General features: G+C 67.4%; 22 protein-coding genes. 11 read left to right on the top strand and 11 right to left on the bottom strand.

Translation table 11 applies throughout. The annotated features are described in order from the left end of the window. Positions 1-173: 173 nt before the first annotated feature. Positions 174-656, top strand: a complete 483-nt coding sequence (locus tag BCEP18194_RS27280; RefSeq protein WP_011354511.1) for a cupin domain-containing protein — start codon at positions 174-176, stop codon at positions 654-656. A gap of 104 nt (positions 657-760) precedes the next feature. Here the strand turns inward: BCEP18194_RS27280 and BCEP18194_RS27275 are convergent, their stop codons facing one another. After that, positions 761-1,570 carry an SDR family oxidoreductase gene (locus tag BCEP18194_RS27275; protein ID WP_011354510.1) on the bottom strand — a complete coding sequence of 270 codons (810 nt, stop codon included), beginning with the start codon at positions 1,568-1,570 and terminating at the stop codon, positions 761-763. Further along, positions 1,567-2,400, bottom strand: a complete 834-nt coding sequence (locus BCEP18194_RS27270; RefSeq protein WP_041493498.1) for a molybdenum cofactor biosynthesis F family protein — start codon at positions 2,398-2,400, stop codon at positions 1,567-1,569. The genes BCEP18194_RS27275 and BCEP18194_RS27270 overlap by 4 nt, the downstream gene beginning before the upstream one ends. A 170-nt stretch (positions 2,401-2,570) precedes the next feature. Here BCEP18194_RS27270 and BCEP18194_RS27265 point away from each other — a divergent pair, with 170 nt between their 5' ends. From BCEP18194_RS27265 to BCEP18194_RS27255, 3 genes are all read left to right on the top strand, one after another. Then, complete coding sequence (locus tag BCEP18194_RS27265; RefSeq protein ID WP_011354508.1) at positions 2,571-3,365, top strand: AraC family transcriptional regulator; 795 nt, start codon at positions 2,571-2,573, stop codon at positions 3,363-3,365. A 198-nt stretch (positions 3,366-3,563) separates the two neighbouring features. After that, positions 3,564-4,532, top strand: a complete 969-nt coding sequence (locus BCEP18194_RS27260; protein WP_041493497.1) for a DMT family transporter — start codon at positions 3,564-3,566, stop codon at positions 4,530-4,532. Between the two features lie 200 nt (positions 4,533-4,732). Then, positions 4,733-5,281 (top strand): hypothetical protein, encoded by a 549-nt coding sequence (locus tag BCEP18194_RS27255; protein ID WP_041493226.1) that lies wholly within the window; start codon positions 4,733-4,735, stop codon positions 5,279-5,281. 96 nt (positions 5,282-5,377) lie between these two features. Here the strand turns inward: BCEP18194_RS27255 and BCEP18194_RS27250 are convergent, their stop codons facing one another. After that, positions 5,378-5,512, bottom strand: coding sequence for an entericidin A/B family lipoprotein (locus BCEP18194_RS27250; protein WP_009688930.1), 135 nt, complete (start codon positions 5,510-5,512; stop codon positions 5,378-5,380). 233 nt (positions 5,513-5,745) lie between these two features. Between BCEP18194_RS27250 and BCEP18194_RS27245 the strand changes: the two genes are divergently transcribed. Beyond that, positions 5,746-7,041 (top strand): aspartate carbamoyltransferase, encoded by a 1,296-nt coding sequence (locus tag BCEP18194_RS27245; RefSeq protein ID WP_011354504.1) that lies wholly within the window; start codon positions 5,746-5,748, stop codon positions 7,039-7,041. Positions 7,042-7,152: 111 nt separating this feature from the next. Here the strand turns inward: BCEP18194_RS27245 and BCEP18194_RS27240 are convergent, their stop codons facing one another. Together BCEP18194_RS27240 and BCEP18194_RS27235 are read right to left on the bottom strand one after the other, a co-directional pair. Next, positions 7,153-7,572, bottom strand: a complete 420-nt coding sequence (locus BCEP18194_RS27240; RefSeq protein WP_011354503.1) for a type II toxin-antitoxin system VapC family toxin — start codon at positions 7,570-7,572, stop codon at positions 7,153-7,155. Next, on the bottom strand, positions 7,569-7,808 hold the full coding sequence (locus tag BCEP18194_RS27235; RefSeq protein WP_041493225.1) for a FitA-like ribbon-helix-helix domain-containing protein: 240 nt from the start codon (positions 7,806-7,808) through the stop codon (positions 7,569-7,571). The genes BCEP18194_RS27240 and BCEP18194_RS27235 overlap by 4 nt, the downstream gene beginning before the upstream one ends. A gap of 321 nt (positions 7,809-8,129) precedes the next feature. On the opposite strand from BCEP18194_RS27235, the gene BCEP18194_RS27230 reads away from it, so the two are divergent. From BCEP18194_RS27230 to BCEP18194_RS41760, 6 genes are all read left to right on the top strand, one after another. Continuing rightward, complete coding sequence (locus BCEP18194_RS27230; RefSeq protein WP_011354501.1) at positions 8,130-10,373, top strand: TonB-dependent receptor; 2,244 nt, start codon at positions 8,130-8,132, stop codon at positions 10,371-10,373. A 3-nt stretch (positions 10,374-10,376) separates the two neighbouring features. Then, positions 10,377-11,150, top strand: coding sequence for a tetratricopeptide repeat protein (locus BCEP18194_RS27225; protein ID WP_011354500.1), 774 nt, complete (start codon positions 10,377-10,379; stop codon positions 11,148-11,150). Next, complete coding sequence (locus tag BCEP18194_RS27220) at positions 11,147-11,830, top strand: Fe2+-dependent dioxygenase (RefSeq protein WP_011354499.1); 684 nt, start codon at positions 11,147-11,149, stop codon at positions 11,828-11,830. The genes BCEP18194_RS27225 and BCEP18194_RS27220 overlap by 4 nt, the downstream gene beginning before the upstream one ends. Before the next feature lie 304 nt (positions 11,831-12,134). Beyond that, positions 12,135-12,815 carry a M15 family metallopeptidase gene (locus BCEP18194_RS27215; RefSeq protein ID WP_063712431.1) on the top strand — a complete coding sequence of 227 codons (681 nt, stop codon included), beginning with the start codon at positions 12,135-12,137 and terminating at the stop codon, positions 12,813-12,815. Positions 12,816-12,918: 103 nt separating this feature from the next. After that, positions 12,919-13,503 carry a nucleotidyltransferase family protein gene (locus BCEP18194_RS27210; protein ID WP_011354497.1) on the top strand — a complete coding sequence of 195 codons (585 nt, stop codon included), beginning with the start codon at positions 12,919-12,921 and terminating at the stop codon, positions 13,501-13,503. 194 nt (positions 13,504-13,697) lie between these two features. Next, entirely contained in the window at positions 13,698-13,844 is a 147-nt protein-coding gene (locus BCEP18194_RS41760) for a hypothetical protein (RefSeq protein ID WP_166896045.1), read from the top strand. Positions 13,845-13,911: 67 nt separating this feature from the next. Here BCEP18194_RS41760 and BCEP18194_RS27205 read toward each other — a convergent pair whose 3' ends face one another. From BCEP18194_RS27205 to BCEP18194_RS27180, 6 genes are all read right to left on the bottom strand, one after another. Then, positions 13,912-14,670, bottom strand: coding sequence for an SDR family oxidoreductase (locus tag BCEP18194_RS27205; protein WP_011354496.1), 759 nt, complete (start codon positions 14,668-14,670; stop codon positions 13,912-13,914). Beyond that, entirely contained in the window at positions 14,667-16,214 is a 1,548-nt protein-coding gene (locus tag BCEP18194_RS27200) for an FGGY-family carbohydrate kinase (protein WP_011354495.1), read from the bottom strand. Before BCEP18194_RS27200 ends, BCEP18194_RS27205 begins: the two co-directional genes overlap by 4 nt. A 31-nt stretch (positions 16,215-16,245) precedes the next feature. Continuing rightward, positions 16,246-17,334, bottom strand: a complete 1,089-nt coding sequence (locus BCEP18194_RS27195) for an erythritol/L-threitol dehydrogenase (RefSeq protein WP_011354494.1) — start codon at positions 17,332-17,334, stop codon at positions 16,246-16,248. A 46-nt stretch (positions 17,335-17,380) separates the two neighbouring features. Further along, on the bottom strand, positions 17,381-18,394 hold the full coding sequence (locus tag BCEP18194_RS27190; RefSeq protein WP_011354493.1) for an ABC transporter permease: 1,014 nt from the start codon (positions 18,392-18,394) through the stop codon (positions 17,381-17,383). After that, positions 18,381-19,901, bottom strand: coding sequence for a sugar ABC transporter ATP-binding protein (locus BCEP18194_RS27185; protein ID WP_011354492.1), 1,521 nt, complete (start codon positions 19,899-19,901; stop codon positions 18,381-18,383). The genes BCEP18194_RS27190 and BCEP18194_RS27185 overlap by 14 nt, the downstream gene beginning before the upstream one ends. A 62-nt stretch (positions 19,902-19,963) precedes the next feature. After that, the gene (locus BCEP18194_RS27180; protein WP_011354491.1) at positions 19,964-20,908 is read right to left on the bottom strand and encodes a substrate-binding domain-containing protein; all 945 of its coding nucleotides are present in this window, start codon (positions 20,906-20,908) and stop codon (positions 19,964-19,966) included. Positions 20,909-20,935: the final 27 nt, after the last annotated feature.

The raw sequence follows: 20,935 nt of genomic DNA, 5'->3' as shown, positions 1-20,935 counted from the left end.
ACGCCTGCCGGCTTCGCTGCCACGATCGCTCGAGATATTCGGCGAGCAATCGTCCTGCCGCATTCGCTGGTAAGTTATCGGCCGAGGTCCATTCGCCGAGATGGGGCGCAAGTCACCGCTAACGTCGGCGCCTGAACCGCTACCCTCGACATCCCCCGAAAGGAGTGCAACCGATGACCCGCCCCGACTTCATCAAGCACTGGACCGAGCTCGAAGAACCGGAAGCGCATTGCTATCGCGGCGACACCGAGCCGATGGCGCTGGACGCACCGCTTTCCGCCGAACTCGGCATCACGCGTATCGGCATCCATCACGTGAGGCTTCTGCCGGGCCGGCGGACGTCCTATCCGCATGCCGAAAGCACCGAGCAGGAATTTGTGTACGTGCTCGAAGGCAAGCCCGACGTCTGGATCGACGGCGTGCTTTACCCCGTTGCCGAAGGCGATTCCGTCGCGTTTCCGGCGGGCACCGGCATCTGCCACACCTTCATCAACAACACGAAGGACGACGTCCGGCTGATGGTGATCGGTGAACGCCCGCGTGACGACAACCGCATCCGCTACCCGATGAACGAGGCGTACGAGCTGACCCGCGCGGACCGCTGGGTGGACTGGCCCGACAGGCCGCTCGGGGACCATGACGGGAAGCCGGACTGACACACGCGAAGAGGCGCTCCAACGGAACACGCTGAGCCCGCTGCGCGAACTCGCAGCGGACCGCCGGGACCACCTTGTTCCTCCGTTCATTACCCGCTCGACGGTCACTCACCGCCAAGCACCGCCCCGCTCTCGGGCAACGTCGCACCGCCGTCGACGACGATCGTCTGCCCCGTGATGTACGCGGCATCGGCCGACGCGAGGAACAGCATCGCGTTCGCGATATCTTCCGGCTCGCCCATCCGCGCGAGCGGAATGTCGCGCGCGATTTGCGCCGCGACCGACGCGCCGCCGAGATTGCCAGCCGCCGGCGTGCGGATCATGCCCGGCTCGACGCCGTTGACCGTCACGTTGCGGCGCGCGAGCTCCAGCGCCGCCGCACGAATGAAGCCGTTCACGCCCGCCTTCGACGCCGCGTAATGCGCCAGCCCCGGATACACGACGCGCGGCCCCGTCACCGACGACGTGACGAGCAGCCGCCCCGCTCCCGCGCGCTCGAACGCCGGCAGCGCGGCCTGCGCGAGCCAGAACAACGCCGACAGGTTGACCGACAGCGTCCGGTCGAGTGTCGGCTCGTCGATCTGCGTGAACGGCGTCAGCGGAAAATACGCGGCATTGTGGACGACGACATCGAGCCGGCCACCGTCACGCTCGACCGCCGCGACCAGCGCGCCCAGTTCGTCACGGCTGGCGGCATCCACCCGATAGGCGCGCGCCTCGCCCCCCGTGCTCGCGAGCGCATCGGCCTGCGCGGCGGCCGCCTCGCCGTTCAGGTCGGCAAGCGCGACGAACGCGTCGGATTCCGCGAAACGGCGTGCGATCGCCGCGCCGATCCCCTGCGCGGCGCCCGTGACGAGCACGACGCGCCCGCTGAAATCCGCACGCAAGCGGCCGCTGCCCGGCACGGCATTCATCGCTGCGCCTCGCCGCCGAGCGGATGCACGGTGTCGTTCAGCACCTGCGCGTGGGCACCGATCGGGAAGTTCGACAGCGTGCCGAAATCGCCGCCCTGGTAGCCGAAGATCTTGCCGTCGGTCTTGCGCTGCGCGAGGTCGATCAGCACGACGCCGAGCGTGGGCACTACCTTTTCGCGCCACACGAACAGATACAGCTCGTCTGCAATCCTGAAGTAATGGCAGCGATCGACATCGGCCAGGCCGCCTTCGACACCCTGCAGGCACTGCCAAGCGTAGAAGTTCTCGTTCAGGTAGATGTGCTCGTAGCATTCGGTCGGACTGTAGCGATACATCGTCCGCTTGCCGATCAGCTCACGCGTGGGCCCGTGCAGCCGTCCCGGCTGCGTGTGGCCGCCGAGCGTGCCGTGCCGGAACTCGGCCTCGACGCCGGTTAGCGGCAACCCGCGGGCAACTCGCGTAAATGCATCGATACGCGTGTCGGCTTCGGTCGGCAGCACACCGACCACCGACGTCCATACGCCGTTGTCGAGATCGATCACGAGACTGGCCGACGTCGCGCGCGCGGCCGAATCGATGTAGTCGACGAAGTACAGCCCGTCGCGCAGCCGCGTGACGCGGCACGGCTCGCGGCCGCCCGTGTCGGTCGCCGCGTCACGCCACTGCAGCGCGCCGGGCTCGAACGTATAGACGCGCCACGCACCCGCTGCGTCGCCGAGCGCAAGCGTCCGCCCGGCGAGCGCGTCGACGGATGCGAGGATGTTCGCTTCCGGCGCGAAGCCGTCCGCGAGCGCGCCAACCTGAATGAATACCGGATCCTGTCGTTCCACCTGCCGTCTCCCGCGCAGCTTCAGGCCCGGCGGGCCATGTACGCTGCTCATGTGCACATGGTGCGGGCTGCGCGCGCCGCGCGGTATCGGCCAAAAGGATGAAGGGCGCACGGCGCCGGAACGCGCTAAAGTGCACGAAATCCGCGCCGCGACCGGCGCGAGGAGCGCACATGCATCGCGTCACCCATTACCGACGGACCGGCGAAGGCATCGAGGCGATCAGCCTCGAATCCGACCGTGCATTTCCGCGCCATGCGCACGACGAATTCGGGGTCGGCGTGATCGTCAGCGGCGCGCACCGGTCGTGGAGCGGCCGCGGGCAGGTCGACGCACTGGCAGGCGACGCGATCATGGTCAACCCGGGCGAGATGCACGACGGCTCGCCGATCGAGGCCGGCACCGGCCGACGCTGGCGAATGCTGTACCTCGCGCCCGCGCTGGTCGCGGGCGTCGCGGCGGAAGAAGGCCTCGGCGGCGTCGAACTGGCGCATCCGGCGGTGCGCGATACGCGACTCGCCGCCTCGGTCGGCCGGCTGCATGCGCGCATCGTCGCCGGGGAATCCCAGCCGCTCGCCCGCGACGAGGCGCTCGTGATGCTCGTCGCCGGGCTGCTGGCCCGGCACGCGAACCGTACACTGCCGCCGGCGGGCGTCGCACCGGCGATCCGCATCGCCCGGGAGCGGCTCGACGCGGCGCCCGCCGCCCCCGTTTCGCTCGCCGAGCTGGCCGACCTGGGCGGCGTCAGCCGCTTCCAGCTGCTGCGCGGGTTTGCCCGCGAGCTCGGCATCACACCGCACGCGTACCTGATCCAGTCGCGCGCGCGGCTGGCGCGCGCGCTGCTCGCCAGCGGCCTGCCGATCGCCGATGCCGCGGCCGAAGCCGGCTTTGCCGATCAGAGCCACCTGACGCGTGCGTTCGCGCGCCAGTTCGGGATCACGCCGGGGCGGTTCACGCAGGCCGATTGACACTGCCGTCATCCCTCGCGACGGCTACCGGACACACAGCCCCGTCGCAAGCCGCGGCGACACCGCAGTGACCGCAGCCGCAGCCGCCAACGCCCGCGGCACAAGCACGCCGAGTCCCGCACGCCGCGCTCGACACGCCCGCACACGCTGCAATTTCGTTCAAGACGCGCACTGTCGCCGTACGCGACGATGCGGCGCATGAAGACACGACTGCTTGGCTATCTCTACCTCGCCGCCGCGATGGCGGGCGTCGGCAGCACCGTCATCGCGAGCCGTCTCGCGGCGGGCGGCCTGCCGCCGTTCGCGGCCACGGCGCTGCGCTTCCTGATCGCGACGCCGCTGCTGTTCGCGCTGATGCGCGCGCAGCGAATGCGCTGGCCGCGCATCTCCACGCGCGACGCCGTGCTGCTCGTCATCCAGGCGGCGGCGGGCGGTGTCGGTTATACGGTGCTGCTGATCTGCGGCACGAAGCTGTCGTCGCCGCTCGACGCGGGCGTGATGCTCGGCACGCTGCCCGCGATGTCGACGCTGATCGCGGCCGTCGTACTGCGCGAGCGTCAGACGTCGCGTGACTGGGTGGCTGCTGCACTCGCAACGGCCGGTGTGCTGTTCGTCACGTTCGCGCCCGGCCACGCGTTGCCGTCGCTTCGCACGCTGGCCGGCGATGCGCTGGTGCTGGCCGCTGTCGCGTGCGAAGCCGTGTTCATCCTGCTCAACCGGCGGCTTGCCGCACCGTGGCCGCCGCTGGCGCTGTCCACCGCGATGTCCGGCCTCGGCTTCGTGCTCGCACTCGTACCGGCCGCATTCGAATGGCACGCGGTGGCGACCGGCTGGACCGTGGGCGCCGTGTCGGCGATCGTCTACTACGCGCTCGTGCCGACCGTGCTCGGCTACCTGTGCTGGTATGCGGGTTCGGCCCGCACGAGCGGCACCGAGGCCGCCCTGTTCACGGCAGTCGCGCCGGTTTCGGCGGTGCTGTTCGCCGTCGCGCTGTTCGGCGAAACGCTCAACGGCACGCGTATCGCGGGCATCGCGCTCGTCGTCGCCGGCATGGTCGTCGGCGCGACGCGTCGGCGCGAACCACCTGCCGAAGCACGCGATACGCACCCGGCGAGTTCGGGTCGGCCAGCCAGCCCCGCGCCCGCCGCGCAGGCCGCCACCGACTGACTCGCGCTCATCGCGTCGTTGCGGAAGCGGCGGCGTCTCCGTGCCACCGCCCAGGTTGTCGATCCCCGCATTCCCGCCTTGCAGCCGGCGACTGTAGGAATGTGTCCGCGCACCGCAAAACCGTTGCGCACCACCCCGCAAGATGCAATATTCGCGTGGCCGGGACCTTTGACAACCATCGAACAACAATCCACCACGCAATGAACAGGAAGGAAGCCAAAACAAGAATCGCGGTGCTGCTGTCCGCGGGAACGAGGAAGGCCGACGCACTGGCCGAACTGTCCGGACAGGGGCTCAAGGATCGCGTGCTCGCACGCCTGATCGCGTCGCGCCCCGATCCCGAACGCTGCCGCAAGAACAAACTGCACATCCGGATCCTGATCGCGCTCGGCATCGCCCAGCTCGCGATCAGCCTCATGCTCGCGTACTACTTCTTCGCCACCGGTGCCGGCAACGGCCTCGTGCTGGTGTTCCTCGCGCTGACCGTACCGCTGTCGCTGCTGTTCATCTGGGGCTTTGCGACTAATCGTGTCGGCGCGTACCACGCGTTCATCCTGCTGTCGCTGCTGCAGCTGCCGAAGACCATCGCCGAACTCGGACGCGATCCGTCGACCGCGCTGCCGAGCCTCGCGATCACGGTCCTGCTGGTGGGCTATGTCTGGTTCGTCCGCAACCGCCTGTTCCCCGACTACGGCTGGCTTACGCCGCGCAAGGTCGAAGGCCGTTACGCGTTCGTCGAGCACGCCTGACACCACCGGCATCGAGCGTCGGCCACAAAAAAAGCGCCGGGCCGCCCCGCCATCGCGGAGCGGCCCGGCGCTTTCTGCATTCCGGAACCGGTCGGCTTACTTGGCCTTTTCAGCCGTATCGCTGATCGCCTGGCCACCCTTCGAAATGTCCTGTCCCATGCCGGCGACCGTGTTGCAACCCGCGAGCGCGGCGGTCACCACCAGCAGCATTGCAGCAATCGTACGCGTCATTCTCATTCTCCTTGGAATCAACAAGCCCGACGGGCGAATCGTATGCGGCGTGGCGCCCGGCGAGATCCTGGGCACGGGGCCTGACCTGATTATACGGAGACGGCCGCCGCGCGCCAGTACGAACCCGTCGCATGTCAGGCGGGCCACACAGGCGGTTCGCGCAGATTTTCCTTGACTTCGATGCGCCAGGAACTAATATACGCACCGCGTATATTTTTCGTCAGGAGCCGCCGATGACCGTTCCCCAGCAAGCCTTCCTCCGCGACGCCATGCGCCGCCTCAACATGACGCGCGAAGCGTTCGCCAGCCGCATCGGCGTGAGCCGGCGTGCGCTTGACACCTGGCTGCTGCCCGACGATTCGCAGGAATCGCGCGGGATGCCCGAGATCGTCGAGCGCTTCGTGTCGGAAATCGTCGAGCGTTCGGTACCGGAAGGCGGCGGATATACGCAAAGCGTAGATAATCAGGGGCTCGCCAAGCAGTTCTTTTTCGAAGGCAAGCCGCAACTGCTGTCGGTCGACCAGTTCTCGCGGGAATCGGTCGAGGCGCTGTTTCGCGTGGCCGACGTGATGCAACCGATCGCGCGCCGCCACAAGATTTCGCGCGTGCTGGAAGGCGCGGTGCTCGGCAACCTGTTCTTCGAGGCCAGCACGCGTACGCGCGTGTCGTTCGGCGCCGCCTTCTGCCGGCTCGGCGGCTCGGTGTGCGACACGACGGGCTTCACGTTCTCGTCGATGGCCAAGGGCGAATCGATCTACGACACGAGCCGTGTGATGGCCGGCTACGTCGACGCACTCGTGATCCGCCATCCGGAGAAAGGCTCGGTGGCCGAGTTCGCGCGTGCGACCAACCTGCCCGTGATCAACGGCGGCGACGGCCCCGGCGAGCACCCGAGCCAGGCGCTGCTCGATCTCTATACGATCCAGCGTGAATTCTCGCGGCTCGGCAAGATCGTCGACGGCGCGCACATCGCGCTGGTCGGCGACCTCAAGTACGGCCGCACCGTGCACTCGCTCGTCAAGCTGCTTGCGCTCTACCGCGGGCTCAAGTTCACGCTCGTGTCGCCGCCGACGCTCGAGATGCCGGCCTATATCGTCGACCAGATCGCGACGAACGGCCATGTCATCGAGCAGACGACCGACCTCGCGGCCGGGCTGCGCGGCGCGGACGTCGTCTATGCGACGCGGATCCAGAAGGAGCGCTTCACCGACGAGTCGTTCGAAGGCTACACGCCGGATTTCCAGATCAACCAGGCGCTCGTCGATACGGTGTGCAAACCGGACACGCTGATCATGCACCCGCTGCCGCGCGACAGCCGGCCCGGTGCGAACGACCTGTCGGTCGACCTGAACCGCGACCCGCGCCTCGCGATCTTCCGCCAGACCGACAACGGCATTCCGGTGCGGATGGCGATCTTCGCGGTGCTGCTTGGCGTGGAGAACCTCGTCCAGCATTCGATGCGCGACGCGACGTGGCGCCCGCCGGCGTATCTCGGGCCGGAGGACGCGGTGTTTCACGGGGTCGATTGAGAAGGAGCAGCGGGGCGCGGCCAGTCAGGCGCCCCTACGTTCAGCGGAAAGCGCGCCCGGCAGCCCGGCGCGCTTTTTTTTACGCGCGGTGGAAAGATGGGCAATCGGCGCCTAGGACGCCCATGGATCAATCACCCGCAGGCCGACCGCCTCGAATGGCGCGACGTCGCGCGTCGCAATGATCAATCCGTTCGCCTCGGCCGTCGCGGCGATAAAAACATCGGCAGGCGCGATCGCACTGCCTGAGGCACGCGCCCGCGCTCGAATGCTCGAATACGCTTTGCTCGCCGCATCGTCGAACGGCAGAATCCTGCCGCGAAACAGCGGCACGACGCGCTGCTCGATGCTTTGGTGAAGCCAGTCACGCCTGCGCCCTTCCGGCATTGCCGCCACGCCGAAGCGCATTTCGCCGAGACTGATCGCGGCAAGAAACAACGTTTCGACGTTCTGGGCATCGAGCCACTCGATCACGGCTGCGCTCGGCTCGCGCCTCAGCGGCTCGGACATCACGTTCGTATCAACAAGGATCATTCGAAGCTCATCGGGTCGGTTAGCGTCTTGTCGCGCTGAACGTCGAAATCGACGCCTCCCGCTTCCCGTCCGATTTCCGCCAGCAGTGTCCCAAGCTTCAGCCTGCCACCCGGCAGAACGGCCTGCTCGAGGATGTTACGCACCTCGGCTTCTGTGCTGCGCCCATGCTGGGCCGCGCGGATTCGGAGCGCACGGTGCACTTCGTCGGGCAGATTTCGAACGGTAATCACGGGCATGATGCACCTCACCACATTTGCTTTCAATGCTGTCATATTAGCACCTTGATGTCATGGCGGGTGATCCGCGACAGAACCACTCTACCCCGCCCGACAAGCCCGCCACACCTGGCCTTTCGGCCATCAACCACCACCCCGCACGCCCCGCAACCTCCCCGCCACATTCCTCAACAATTTCCCAACAAACGCGAACAAGAACGCTTCTCATTTAACTTGAAATTACATAGAATGCCGCCTGAAAACAAATCGTAATAATTCCCGGCGGCATGCACATTTCCGCAGCGCACCGCCCCGGGGCCACACCGCGAGGTCGAAGGCACCATGAAGTCACGTCCCGACGAGCTGAAGCTCGGCAAATTCACCACCCTGTGCAGCGTGCTCGCCGCAAGCCCGGCATTCGCGGCAGACGGCACGCCGCCGCCCGCCCCGGCCGGCACCGAAGGCCATCTCGCGCCGATCGAGGTCCAGGGCAAGGCCGAGCACAGCTACAAGGCCGACTTCTCCGCTTCCGCGAAATTCACCGCGCCGCTCGTCGACACGCCGAAATCCGTCACCGTGATCCCGCAGGAACTGATCCAGAACAGCGGCGCGTCAACGCTGACCGAAGCGCTGCGCACCGTGCCCGGCATCACGTTCGGCGCCGGCGAAGGCGGTAACCCGCTCGGCGATCGTCCGTTCATCCGCGGCTACGACACGCAGGGCAGCATGTTCGTCGACGGCATGCGCGACACCGGCGCGACGACGCGCGAGATCTTCAACACCGAGCGCATCGAGATCACCAAGGGTTCCGACGGCGCGTACGGCGGCCGCGGCGGCGCAGGCGGCAGCATCAACCTGATCACCAAGGCCCCGCACCTCGGCACCACCGCCGCCGCCAGCGCGGGCCTCGGCACCGACCGCTATCGCCGCTTCACGGCCGACGGCAACTGGCAGTTCGCCGATCACGCCGCGTTCCGGCTGAACCTGATGAGCCACAACAACGACGTCGCCGGCCGCGACGCGGTGAACAACGAACGCTGGGGCGTCGCGCCGTCGATCGCGTTCGGCCTCGGCACGTCGACGCGCGTCGTCGCGAGCTACTACCACCTGTCCACCGACGACTTGCCCGACGGCGGCATCCCGTACTACTACGGCTTCAATCTCCCGAAGGGCGTCGCCACCGACGGCCCGGCGCCCGTCGACCGCCACAACTTCTACGGCCTGACCAACCGCGATTTCCGCAAGACCACGTCGGACATCAGCACGCTCAAGATCGAGCACGACATCACGTCGTCGCTGACGATCCGCAACACCACGCGCTACACGGAATCGACGCAGGACTACATCTGGACGCAGCCCGACGACAGCCAGGGCAACGTGGTCAACGGCAAGGTCTGGCGACGCGCGAACACCCGCAACAGCTCGATCAACAGCATCGCGAACCAGACCGAGCTGTTCGGCGAATTCCGCACCGGCCCGTTCAAGCACAGCTTCACGACCGGCATCGAGCTGTCGCGCGAATGGGGCAAGCGCGACACGTACAACGTCGCCACCGCGAACGGCAAGATCTGCCAGAACGGCATCGGCGCGGCATCGGGCTACAACTGCACGAGCCTGTGGTCGCCGAATCCGAACGACCCGTGGGCCGGCTCGATCACGCGCAACAACGACTACTCGCATGCCCGCACCGTGACGAAATCGATCTACGGCTTCGACACGATCGAGATCACGCCGCGCTGGCAGGTGAACGGCGGCGTGCGCATCGACGACTACTCGACCCGCTTCACCGACACCAAAGCCAACGGCGGCAAGACCACCACGCGTGACGACACGCTCGTGAACTGGCAGGCCGGCCTCGTGTTCAAGCCCGCGCAGAACGGCAGCATCTACGCGTCGTACGCGACGTCGTCGACGCCGGCCGGCATGCTGCTCGGCGAAGGCAGCGAATCGCAGTCGCTCACGCCGGGCCGCGGCGGCGTCGGATCGAACGCCGATCAGCTGTCGCCGGAGAAGAACCGCAGCATCGAGCTCGGCACGAAGTGGAACGTGCTGAACGACAAGCTCGCGCTGACCGCCGCACTGTTCCAGATCGACACGACGAACGCGCGCGTGACGCTGCCGAACAACCAGTACGCGATGGTCGGCAACAAGCGCGTGCAGGGCCTCGAACTCGGCGTCGCAGGCCAGATCACGAAGCAGTGGCAACTGTTCGGCGGCTATACGTACATGAAGAGCGAACTGCGCGACAACGGCAAGGACACGGCGAGCAACGGCAACCAGTTCCCGAACACGCCGAAGCACAGCTTCACGATGTGGTCGAACTACGACGTGACGCCGAAGTTCACCGTCGGCGGCGGCGCGTTCTACATGTCGCAGGTGTTCGGCGATACCGCGAACCAGCACGCGGTGCCGTCGTACTGGCGCTTCGATGCCATGGCGCAGTACCGGATCAACAAGAAGCTCGACCTGCAGCTGAACGTGAACAACCTGTTCAACCGCACCTACTTCGACCAGGCGTATCCGGCGCACTACGCGTCGATCGCACCGGGCCGCTCGGCGTTCGTCACGCTGAACGCGCGCTACTGATCGATGGAGGCCGTGTCGCTGAAGGCGCTCGCGTCGGTGTCGCCGCGCGAGTTCGCCGACATCCTGGCCGGGCCGCCCGAGCGCGCCGCCGCGTGGGTCGCGGCGGCGGCCGACAACGGCATCGTCGACGCGCAGGCCGTCTACGGGCAGTACCTGCTCGACGGGCATGGCGTCGCGCGCGATCCGGCGGCCGCGTTCAACTGGTTCCGGCACGCGGCGCGCGCCGGCCACGCGATGGCGATGAACATGCTCGGCCGTTGCTACGAATTCGGCTGGGGCACGGCCGCGTGCGCGCCGGTCGCCGTGTACTGGTACCGGCTCGCCGCGCAGGCGGGGCTCGACTGGGGCATGTACAACTACGCGACGGCGCTCGCGCTCGGCAACGGCATCGACGAGAATCGCGCCGATGCGCTCGACTGGTTCCAGCGCGCGGCCGCACTCGGCCATGCGAAATCGATCAACCTGATCGGCGGCTTCCACGAGGACGGCTGGGTCGTACCGGTCGACCCCGACGCCGCGTTCGATCACTATCGCCGCGCCGCCGCTGCCGGCGATTTCCGCGGCCAGTTCAACCTTGCGCGGCTGCTCGCCGAGCGCGGGCGCATCGACGAAGCACTCGCGTGGCTCGCGCGCGTGCCGGCCACCGCTACCCCCGCGTTCGTCGCGAAGATGCGCGCGTATCTCGCGTCGTCGCCGATCGACGCGTTTCGTGCGGCAGCGCTGCAGTTGCCACCACAACCGCAGCCTCAGCCGCACTGCATGGAATCCGCATCATGATGCTTCACATCCCCGGTGTACTGACGAAAGCGCAGGTCGCGCAATGCCGCGAGCTGCTCGACGCAGCTGAATGGATCGACGGCAATGCGACGTCCGGCACGCAGTCGGCGCAGGCGAAACGCAACCGGCAATTGCCTGAAGGCGCGCCGGCCGCACGCGCAGTGGGCGACGCGATCCAGGACGCGCTCGCACGCCATCCGCTGTTCTTCTCGGCGGCGCTGCCGCTCAAGGTGTTTCCGCCGCTGTTCAATCGCTATGAAGGCGGCGAGACGTTCGGCACGCACGTCGACAATGCGATCCGGCTGCTGCGCGGTACGGATTTCCGCGTGCGCAGCGACCTGTCGGCAACGCTGTTTCTCGAAGAACCCGATGCGTACGACGGCGGCGAGCTGTGTGTCGAGGATACATACGGCACGCATCGGGCGAAGCTGCCGGCGGGCGACCTCGTGCTGTATCCGGCATCGAGCCTGCATCACGTCACGCCCGTGACGCGCGGCGAGCGCGTCGCGTCGTTCTTCTGGATCCAGAGCATGGTGCGCGACGACGGCGACCGCACGCTGCTGTTCCAGCTCGATACGCAGATTCAGGCGCTGTCCGCCGAGAAAGGCGCGAAGGATCCAATGGTCATTTCATTGACGGGGATTTATCACAACCTGTTGAGGAAGTGGGCGGATGCGTAGTCAACGGAACGCCATCCGGCCGCTGGATGTATTGCGCGGCTCGGTCGTGCGCTACGACGATGCCGTCGATCCAATCGCGGAAAGCGCCTGGGAAGCGCCGCAACGCGACACCCTAAACGAACGCGTCCACGCAGACACGTCCATCGAGACGCTCGGATAAGCACGCACGCCCCGCAGCGAAAGCCGCGACACATCCTCCGCCGGACTCTGGCATATTGGCGATTCGTCTGACAAAAACCACATCGGCCTGTCGCTCCGCCGGCTCGTGGCCCACAACCGTCATCGCGCCATTTCGTCCACTATCGTGATTTCGCTTTCCGATCCCGTTGTCCGGTCGATTGCCCTGCTGGAGTCGCCCGAGGAATTTGTCGATCTCGCAGGTTTCCATGACCGCATCGCGGTCGATCTCGGCCGCCGCGACATCGAGAGCAGGAGCCCGCATTTCCTGAAAGTACGTCGTGGCGTGGCGGACCGGCTGATTGCCGCTGCGCACGCGCTCCCCGCCGGCCTGCGCCTGTACGTCAAGGAGGGCTATCGCCCGCTGGCCCTGCAGCGGCACTACTTCACCGGACATCTCGCGCACCTGCGCCGCACGCTGAATCCGCTGCCGGACGAAGACGCGCTGATCGCACTCACGAGCCACTATGTCGCCCCGCCGGAAGTCGCCGCCCATCCGACGGGTGCAGCCGTCGACCTGACGCTGATCTCGGCGGAAGGCATCGAGCTCGACATGGGCTGCGTCATGAACGCCACCGACCAGGAGTCATCCGGCGCGTGCTACACGCACAACCCGTTCATCAGCCGCGCAGCCGCCCGCAACCGTCAGGTGCTGATCACCGCGCTGACGGGCGCCGGCTTCACCAATTACCCGTCGGAATGGTGGCATTGGTCGTTCGGCGACCGCTATTGGGCCGTGATGCACGATCAATCGCACGCGATCTACGGCCCCGTCGAGGAAAACATGCTCGACGAAGCCGCGCGCTGACATTCTTTCCGACGAAACGCGCCCGCCTCGGTAACATCCTCACTTGTCGATCCCAGCCCGCTCCCGCACAATCGCAGCACCTGCGTCACTCTCCCCCGCGCCGATGTCCTATGCGTCACTCGCCACCGGCGTCCTCCTCGCCGGCGGCCTCGGTCAACGCTTCGACCCGAGCGGCCTGCAAAGCAAGCTGCTCGCGCTGCTTCCCGACGGCACGCCGGTTGCGGTTGCGGCTGCCCGCCATCTCGCGGCGGCCACGGCCGACGTGATCGCCGTCGTGCGTCCCGGCGCCGAAAAACTCGCGATGCTGCTGAACGAAGCCGGCTGCCACGTCGTCTATGCGCCCGACGCCATGCGCGGCATGGGCGCGAGCCTCGCGGCCGGCGTGCGCGCAACGCCCGACGCGAACGGCTGGCTCGTCGCGCTCGGCGACATGCCGTGGATCGCCGCTTCCACCTACGAAACCGTCACGCGCGCGCTCGACGCCGACGACGCGTCGATCGTCGCGCCCGCGCATCGCGGCGTGCGCGGCCATCCGGTCGGGTTCGCCGCGCACCACTTCGATGCACTCGCCGCCCTCGACGGCGACACGGGCGCCCGCGCGCTGTTCGCCAGCGCACCGGTCAGGCTGCTCGACGTCGACGATTCCGGCATCGTGCGCGACGTCGATACACCGGCGGATTTGCGCTGACCGCAATCGCGCGGTGCAACGCATCGCCCGCTCCGCGTGCAGCAGGTGCCTGCACGAAAACCGCCCGGACACGGATGGCACCGACGACACACCACCCGCCGCCACAATCGCACTGCAAACGCACGCCCGATTGGCTATAACGGAGACGAGGCGCCCCGCCGCGCCACCGCCGTCACGCACTGCGCGAGTTCTCCATGACCGATCACACGACCCCGACGCCCGAGCCACCGGCCGACCCGAACCGCGACCCGGAAGACGATCCGTTATCGCCACCGTCGCCGGGCCATCATCACGACAATCCGCAGCAACCGGACGGCCCGCCGAGCAAGGATCCGGTTTAGCCGCAGGGCTGCCGCGCCGCACATTCACCGCGGGTTCCCGTCATGCGCCGTCGCCGCATGACGCTGCCTAGCGAGCCGTATACCCGCCGTCGATCGGCAGCGACACACCGCTGACCATCGACGCCGCATCGCTCAGCAGGAACAGGATCGGTTCGACGACCTCATCCGGCTCCGCAAATCGCCCGAGCGGAATCGCGGCGAGCATCGGCGCACGCTTTTCCGGTTCGCTCCACGCGAACTGCGCCATCGGCGTGAGCGTGACGGTCGGGTTCACACTGTTCACACGAATGCCGTGCGGCCCGAGTTCGATGCACAGCACGCGCGTGATCGCGTCCATCGCCGCCTTCGACGCGCAGTAGCTCAGATGCGCGGGCAAGCCGACGAGCGCGGCCTGGCTCGACACGTTGACGATGCTGCCTCGCGCCTGCGCAGCGCCGCGTCCGTCGCGCGCGATCATCTTCCGTGCAACGGCCCGTGCGACGAGCGCCGCGCCGCGCGCATTGACGGCCATCACGCGATCGAAATGCGCGGCACTCACCTCGAGCGCCGATTCGAGCGATGCGATCCCCGCGCAATTCACGAGGCCGTCGAACGCATCGTGCGTGGCGAGCGCCGCGTCGATCGAATGCTCGTCTCCACCGACATCGAGTCGCATCGTCTCGCACGCGGTCTCGCCGGCGAGCGCATCGAGCGCGGCCATGTCGCGCCCGGCCGCGACGACCTGCGCGCCCGCCTGCGCCAGCGCGACCGCGCACACGCGCCCGATCCCGCTCGACGCCCCTGTGACGAGCACCCGCGAACCGCCGAAATCGAATCGTGTCTTCATGATGGCGTGTGCAACCCGTGCATGATCGGTTTGAGCGCCGGATACAGCGCCGTGTAGAGCGTAAAGCGCGCCGCATATGTTTTCGCGCGTTCGGCATCGGGCCGCGCGCGCTCGACGAGCGTGACCCAGCCGCCTTGCGCATCGTCGTGCGACACGAGCCCTGCCCCGACGCCCGCGAGCAAGGCCGCCCCCATCGCGGCTTCGACGTCCTGCTCGATCGTCCACACCGGGAAGCCCGTCACGTCCGCGATGATCTGCATCCATAGCGCCGAATGCGCGGCCCCGCCCACGACGATCAGCCGGTCGTCGAGCGCAGCCGCGCCGCGCCGGCCGGCCTCGATGTTGTGCCGCAACGCGAACGCGACGCCTTCGAGCACCGCGCGATAGAGGTGCGCGCGCGTATGCGCGAGACTCAGCCCGACGAATGCACCGCTCGCCTTCGCGTCCCACACGGGGCTGCGCTCGCCCATCAGGTACGGCAGGAACAGCACGCCGTCGGCGCCCGGCGGCACGCTTTCGGCCGCTTCCTCGAGCAACACGTGCGGATCGCCGTGCGGCAGCAGGCGTGCCGCATCGATTTCCGCGTGACAGAACTGGTCGCGAAACCACGCGACCGACGCGCCGGCCGTGATCGCGCCGCCGAACACGTACAAGTCGCGCTGCCCGTTGAACACGTGCGGCATGCTGACGAGCCCGTGACGCGCATCGACGTGCCGGCTCACGTAACCCCAGCACATGCTGGTGCCGATCATCGCGACATGCTGGCCCGTGCGCGTCGCGCCGGCCGCGAAGGTCGCGACGGCCGCATCGACGCCGCCCGCGATAACGGGCATGCCGGCCGGCAGCCCGAGCTGTTCGGTCCATTGCGACAGCAGCCCGCCGACGATGTCCGTCGATTCGACGAGCCGCTCGGGCATCATCGTCGCGGGAATGCCGAGCATGTCGAGCGCATCGTCGGACCACTCGCGGCGCGCGACGTCGTACACGCCGCCGATATTGCCGGCCGAACTGTGATCGACCGCGACCTCGCCGGTCAGCAGGTAGATCACGTACGCATTCGGCGGCAGGAAATAGCGCACGTTCGCCCACACGTCCGGCCGCTGGTCGCGCAGCCACAGCATCTTCGTGAAGCCGTAATAGCTGTCGACGCCGTTGCCCGTGATCACGCGCAACCGCTCAACGTTCACGTTCTCGTTGACCCAGTCGACTTCCGCGGTCGCGCGTCGGTCCATCCAGATCAGGCACGGATGGAGCGGCCGCATGTCGATGTCCACCGGAATGCCCGAGCCGCCGTACAGGCTGCCCACGCACACCGCGCGGATCGCATCGGCCGGCACGCCCTGCGCGCGCGCATCGCTCACGCAGCCCGCGATGCACGTGAGCACGGCATCGAACCACACCTGCGGCCATTGCTCGGCCCACAGCGGGCGCGGCGTATCGGGCTGGTAGCCGGCCGAGCGCCGCGCGACGATCGTGCCGTGCCGGTCGACGAGCAGCGCCTTGGTGCTCTGCGTGCCGATATCGACGCCTATGACGTATTCCATGATGTCTCCGGAGAGGCGCACGCCTGCCGCGTCAGCGGGCCGGCTTCAGCAGCACCTTGATCGATTCGGGCGATTTCGCGACGCGGATCGCGTCGTCCCAGTCTTCGAGCGCGAAATCGTGCGTGACGATGCCTTTCGACGTAACGAGCCCGCGCGCGAGCAGGTCGATCGCGATCGGATAGCAGTATGGCCCCAGGTGCGCGCCGCGCACGTCGAGTTCCTTGCGATCGCCGATGATCGACCAGTCGACGGTCGCATCCTCGCCGAACACGCTGAATTCGACGAAGCGGCCGAGCTTGCGGATCAGGTCGAGCCCCTGGCTCACGCCGACCGGCGCGCCGGTCGTCTCGATGTAGACGTCGCAGCCGTAGCCGTCGGTGAGCGACCTGACGATCTCGCGCGCGTCGTCGCGCTTCGGGTTGATCGTGACGTCCGCACCGTACTCGCGCGCGAGTTCGAGCCGCTCGTCGATCAGGTCGATCACGACGAGCTTCTTCGGCGTCTTCAGATGCGCGACCTGCGTCATCATCAGCCCGAGCGGGCCCGCACCCGCGATCACGACCACATCGTCGAGCTGGACATCACCGCGGTTCACCGTATGGATCGCGCACGACAGCGGCTCGATGATCGCGGCGTCCTCGAGCGACACGCCGAGCGGAATCCTGTGGACGATCGCGGTCGGCGGAATGCGCATGTACTCGGCCATCCCGCCGTCGGCCACCTCGCGCTGGAAGCCGAAGATGTTGTGCACTTCGCACATCCAGTACTGGCCCGACTTGCAATAGCGGCACTTGCCGCACGGCACGATCTGCTCGGCGATCACGCGGTCGCCCACCGCCACGCCGAAGTGCTCGGCCGCGCCGTCGCCGAGCGCTTCGACGTAGCCGAAGAATTCGTGGCCGGGAATCACGGGCGCCTTCACCCACGGGCTCGGGCCGCCCCAGAACATCTTCGCGCCCGTGTAGCACTTGCAGTCGCTCGCGCAGATCCCGCATGCAGCGATGCGGATCACGAGCTCGTTCGCGCCGGGGCGCGGCTTCGCGACCTGTTCGACGCGGTAGTCCTCGGGGCCGTGGCAAACGACCGCGGTCATCCGCGGCGGGGCTTCGGGTGTCGTCATGGATTGTCTCTTTCGTTGATGATCTGGATGACTGATGAATCGATCGTTACCGCGACCGTTCGCGGCTGATGTAGATCGCGAGCAGGATGATTCCGCCCTTGATCACGTTCTGCACATACGGGTTCACGCCGATCATGTTCAGCCCGTTGTTGAGCACGCCGAGCAGCAGCGCGCCGACCAGCGTGCCGAGGATCGCGCCGCGCCCGCCGGAGATCGACGTGCCGCCCATCACGACGGCCGCGATCGCGTCGAGTTCGAAGCCCACGCCCGCGTTCGGCTGACCGCTCATCAGGCGCCCGGTCAGCACGATCGCGGCGAGCGCCGACGTGAGCCCGGCCAGCGTGTAGACGATCAGCTTCACGCGCGCGACGCGCACGCCGGTGAGCCGCGTCGCCTGCTCGTTGCCGCCGATCGCATACACGTAGCGGCCGAACGGCATCCGGTCGAGCAGCAGCCATGCGATCGCATAGACCACGAGCATGATCAGCACCGGCGCCTGGATGCCGAGCACCTTGCCGCTGCCGAAGAACGCGACCCAGTCGGGCAGGCCGTCGATCGGATAGCCGCCCGTGTAGATCAGTGCGAGGCCGCGCGCGATGCCCATCGTCGCAAGCGTGACGATGATCGGCGGCATCCCCGCGAACGCGACGAACACGCCGTTCAGGAAGCCGAAACCGAGACCGACCGCGATGCCGATCGCGAGCGCGGCAACCGCGTTCACGCCCGCGACCATCAGCCCGGCCGCGAGCGTGCCCGACAGCGCCATCACCGAGCCGACCGACAGGTCGATCCCGCCGGTCAGGATCACGCAGGTCATGCCGACCGCGATGATCGCGTTGATCGACACCTGGCGCAGCACGTTCTCGAGGTTCGCGGCGGACAGGAAGCTCGGGCTCGCGATCATCATCGCGATGCACACGACGATCAGGCCGACGAGCGGATAGAACAGCGTCGAGCGCCGCAGTTGCGCCCACATCGCGCGCGGCGGCGGTGCGTCGCCGTTTCCGGCGGTAGCCGCGAGCGTCGTGGAAGGCGTGGAAGAAGAATCAGGCAGGTTCATGGGTCGCTCCTCGCGTGCCGGCCGTGGCATAGGTCATGACCGTGTCGGGATCGATCTCGTCGCCTTCGAGCGTCGCCTCGATGCGGCCCTGCCGGAACACGGCGACGCGATCGCACATGCCGACGATTTCCGGCAATTCGGACGAGATCATGATGATGGCGTAGCCGCGCGCGGTGAGTTCGCGCATCAGCCCGTAGATTTCGGCTTTCGCGCCGACGTCGATGCCGCGCGTCGGCTCGTCGAAGATCAGCACCGACGTGTGATGGTTGAGCCAGCGCGCGATCACGACCTTCTGCTGGTTGCCGCCGGACAGCGTCGCGACCTCGGTGTGGATCGACGGCGCCTTCACGCCGACGCGCCGCATCACGTCGTGCGTCGTGCGCGCCTCGCCGCGGCGGTCGATCAGCCAGCGCATCGACCGGTACTTGCCGAGGTTGTTCAGCGAGATGTTGTCGCGGATCGAGAACGACGTGACGAGCCCTTCCGTCTTGCGGCTCTCCGGCAGGATGCCGATGCCCGCACGCAGCGCGTCGGCCGGATCGGCGAGCTTCACCGCCGCGCCACGAACCCGCACGTCCTTGCGATGCGCACGCGTCGCGCCGATCACCGCGAGCGCGGTTTCCGTGCGGCCCGAGCCGACCAGCCCGGCGAAGCCGAGGATCTCACCGGCATGCAGCGTGAAGCGGTTCACCGGGCCGCCGCGTTCGATCTGCAGTTCATTAACCTCCAGCACCCGCGGTGCATCGACCGCGCGCACCGGCTTCGGCGGGAAGCTGCTTTCGATCCGGCGGCCGACCATCATCCGCACGAGCTGCTCGACGTCCGTGCGCGCGACGTCGGTCGTCGCCACGTACTGGCCGTCGCGCAGCACCGTGATGCGGTCGCACACCGCGAAAATCTCGTCGAGGTGATGTGAGATGAAGATCATCGCGACGCCCTGCCGCTTCAGCTCGCGCATGATCGCGAACAGGTGCTCGGCCTCGGCCGGCGTGAGCGTGGCGGTCGGTTCGTCGAGGATCAGGATACGCGCGTCAAGCGACAGCGCCTTGCCGATCTCGACGAACTGCTGCTGCGCGACCGACAGCGCGCGGATCGGCGCATCGAGATCGATCGCCACGCCGAGCCGCGCGAAGATCGCGGCCGCCGCGTGACGCATCCGTTTGCGGTCGCGCGCCCCCCAGCGGTTGCGCAGCTCGCGGCCGAGGAACAGGTTGTCGACGGCGTCGAGGTGCGGGATCAGACTGAATTCCTGGAACACGATGCCGACACCTGCCGCGACCGCGTCGTGATAGTCCGAGAAATGGCGTGCAGTGCCGTCGATCTCGATCGTGCCGGTATCCGGCTGATGAATGCCGCACAGGATCTTCATCAGCGTCGACTTGCCCGCGCCGTTCTCGCCGAGCAGCGCGTGGATCTCGCCGCGCGCAATCTCCAGATCAATGTCGGCGAGCGCCTTCACGCCCGGAAAGCTTTTCGTGATGTGGCTGAGCCTGAGTATCGTGTCCATCGGCTTCTCAGTGCGAAGGGCGCCGGCCGCGCCGCCGCCCTTCGCGTCGTTTCGCACGTCGTTCACCAGCTGAAGCCCTTCGCGTTGCCGCGATCGACCACCTTCACGTCGACCGGGATCGCCTTCGGCACCGTCGCGCCCCACTTGCGGGCGATCGCAATGCCGAGCGCGATGCGCACCTGATCGGCCGGGAACTGCGCGGTCGTCTCGATGAACTTCGAATTCGGCTTCTGGATCGCGGCGATTGCCTCGGGCGCGCCGTCGACGCTCGTCAGCTTGATGTCCTTGCCCGAGCTCTCGATCGCGGCGAGCGAGCCCATCGCGCCGCCGTCGTTCACGCTGAAGATGCCCTTCAGGTTCGGATGCGCGGAGATCATGTTTTCGGTGACCGACAGCGCGGTCGCACGCTCCTGCTTGCCGTTCTGCGTATCGACCAGCTTCACGTTCGGGTATTTCGCGAGCCCGGCCTTGCAGCCGCGCACGCGTTCGAGAATCGGCACGACCGGGATGCCGTCGAGGATCGCGACTTCGCCGCTGCCACCGATCACCTTCGCGAGGTAGTCGCACGACATCACGCCCGCGTCGTAGTTCTTCGAGCCGACGAACGAATCGACCGGGCCGTTCGCGTTCGCATCGACGGCCACCACCACCGCGCCGGCCTTCTTCGCCTGCGTGATCGCCGACTGGATGCCGGTCGAATCGGTCGGGTTGACGAGCAGGATGTCGATCTTCTTCTGCAGCATGTCCTCGACGTCGCTCACCTGCTTGCTGACGTCGTGATGCGCGTCGGTGACGACGACCTGCGCGCCGATCGACGCAGCCGCGTCGTTCAACGCTTTCTGCATCGTCACGAAATACGGGTTGTTCAGCTCCTGGAACGTCATGCCGATGCGCAGCGGTGCGGCCTGCACGGCGGCAGCGGGCAGCCAGGCTGCAGCGGCGAGCGCGGCAACCACCGCCATGCGGGCGGCGCGACGGGGGGATGAAGCGGGCGATACATGCGTCATGACGGTGTCTCCGGTTAGTTGTGCTGC

It is taken from the genome of Burkholderia lata (assembly GCF_000012945.1).
Classification (GTDB): domain Bacteria; phylum Pseudomonadota; class Gammaproteobacteria; order Burkholderiales; family Burkholderiaceae; genus Burkholderia; species Burkholderia lata.
The sequence above is the reverse complement of the archived record's forward strand: the minus strand, read 5'-3'. Positions and strand labels throughout refer to the sequence as shown.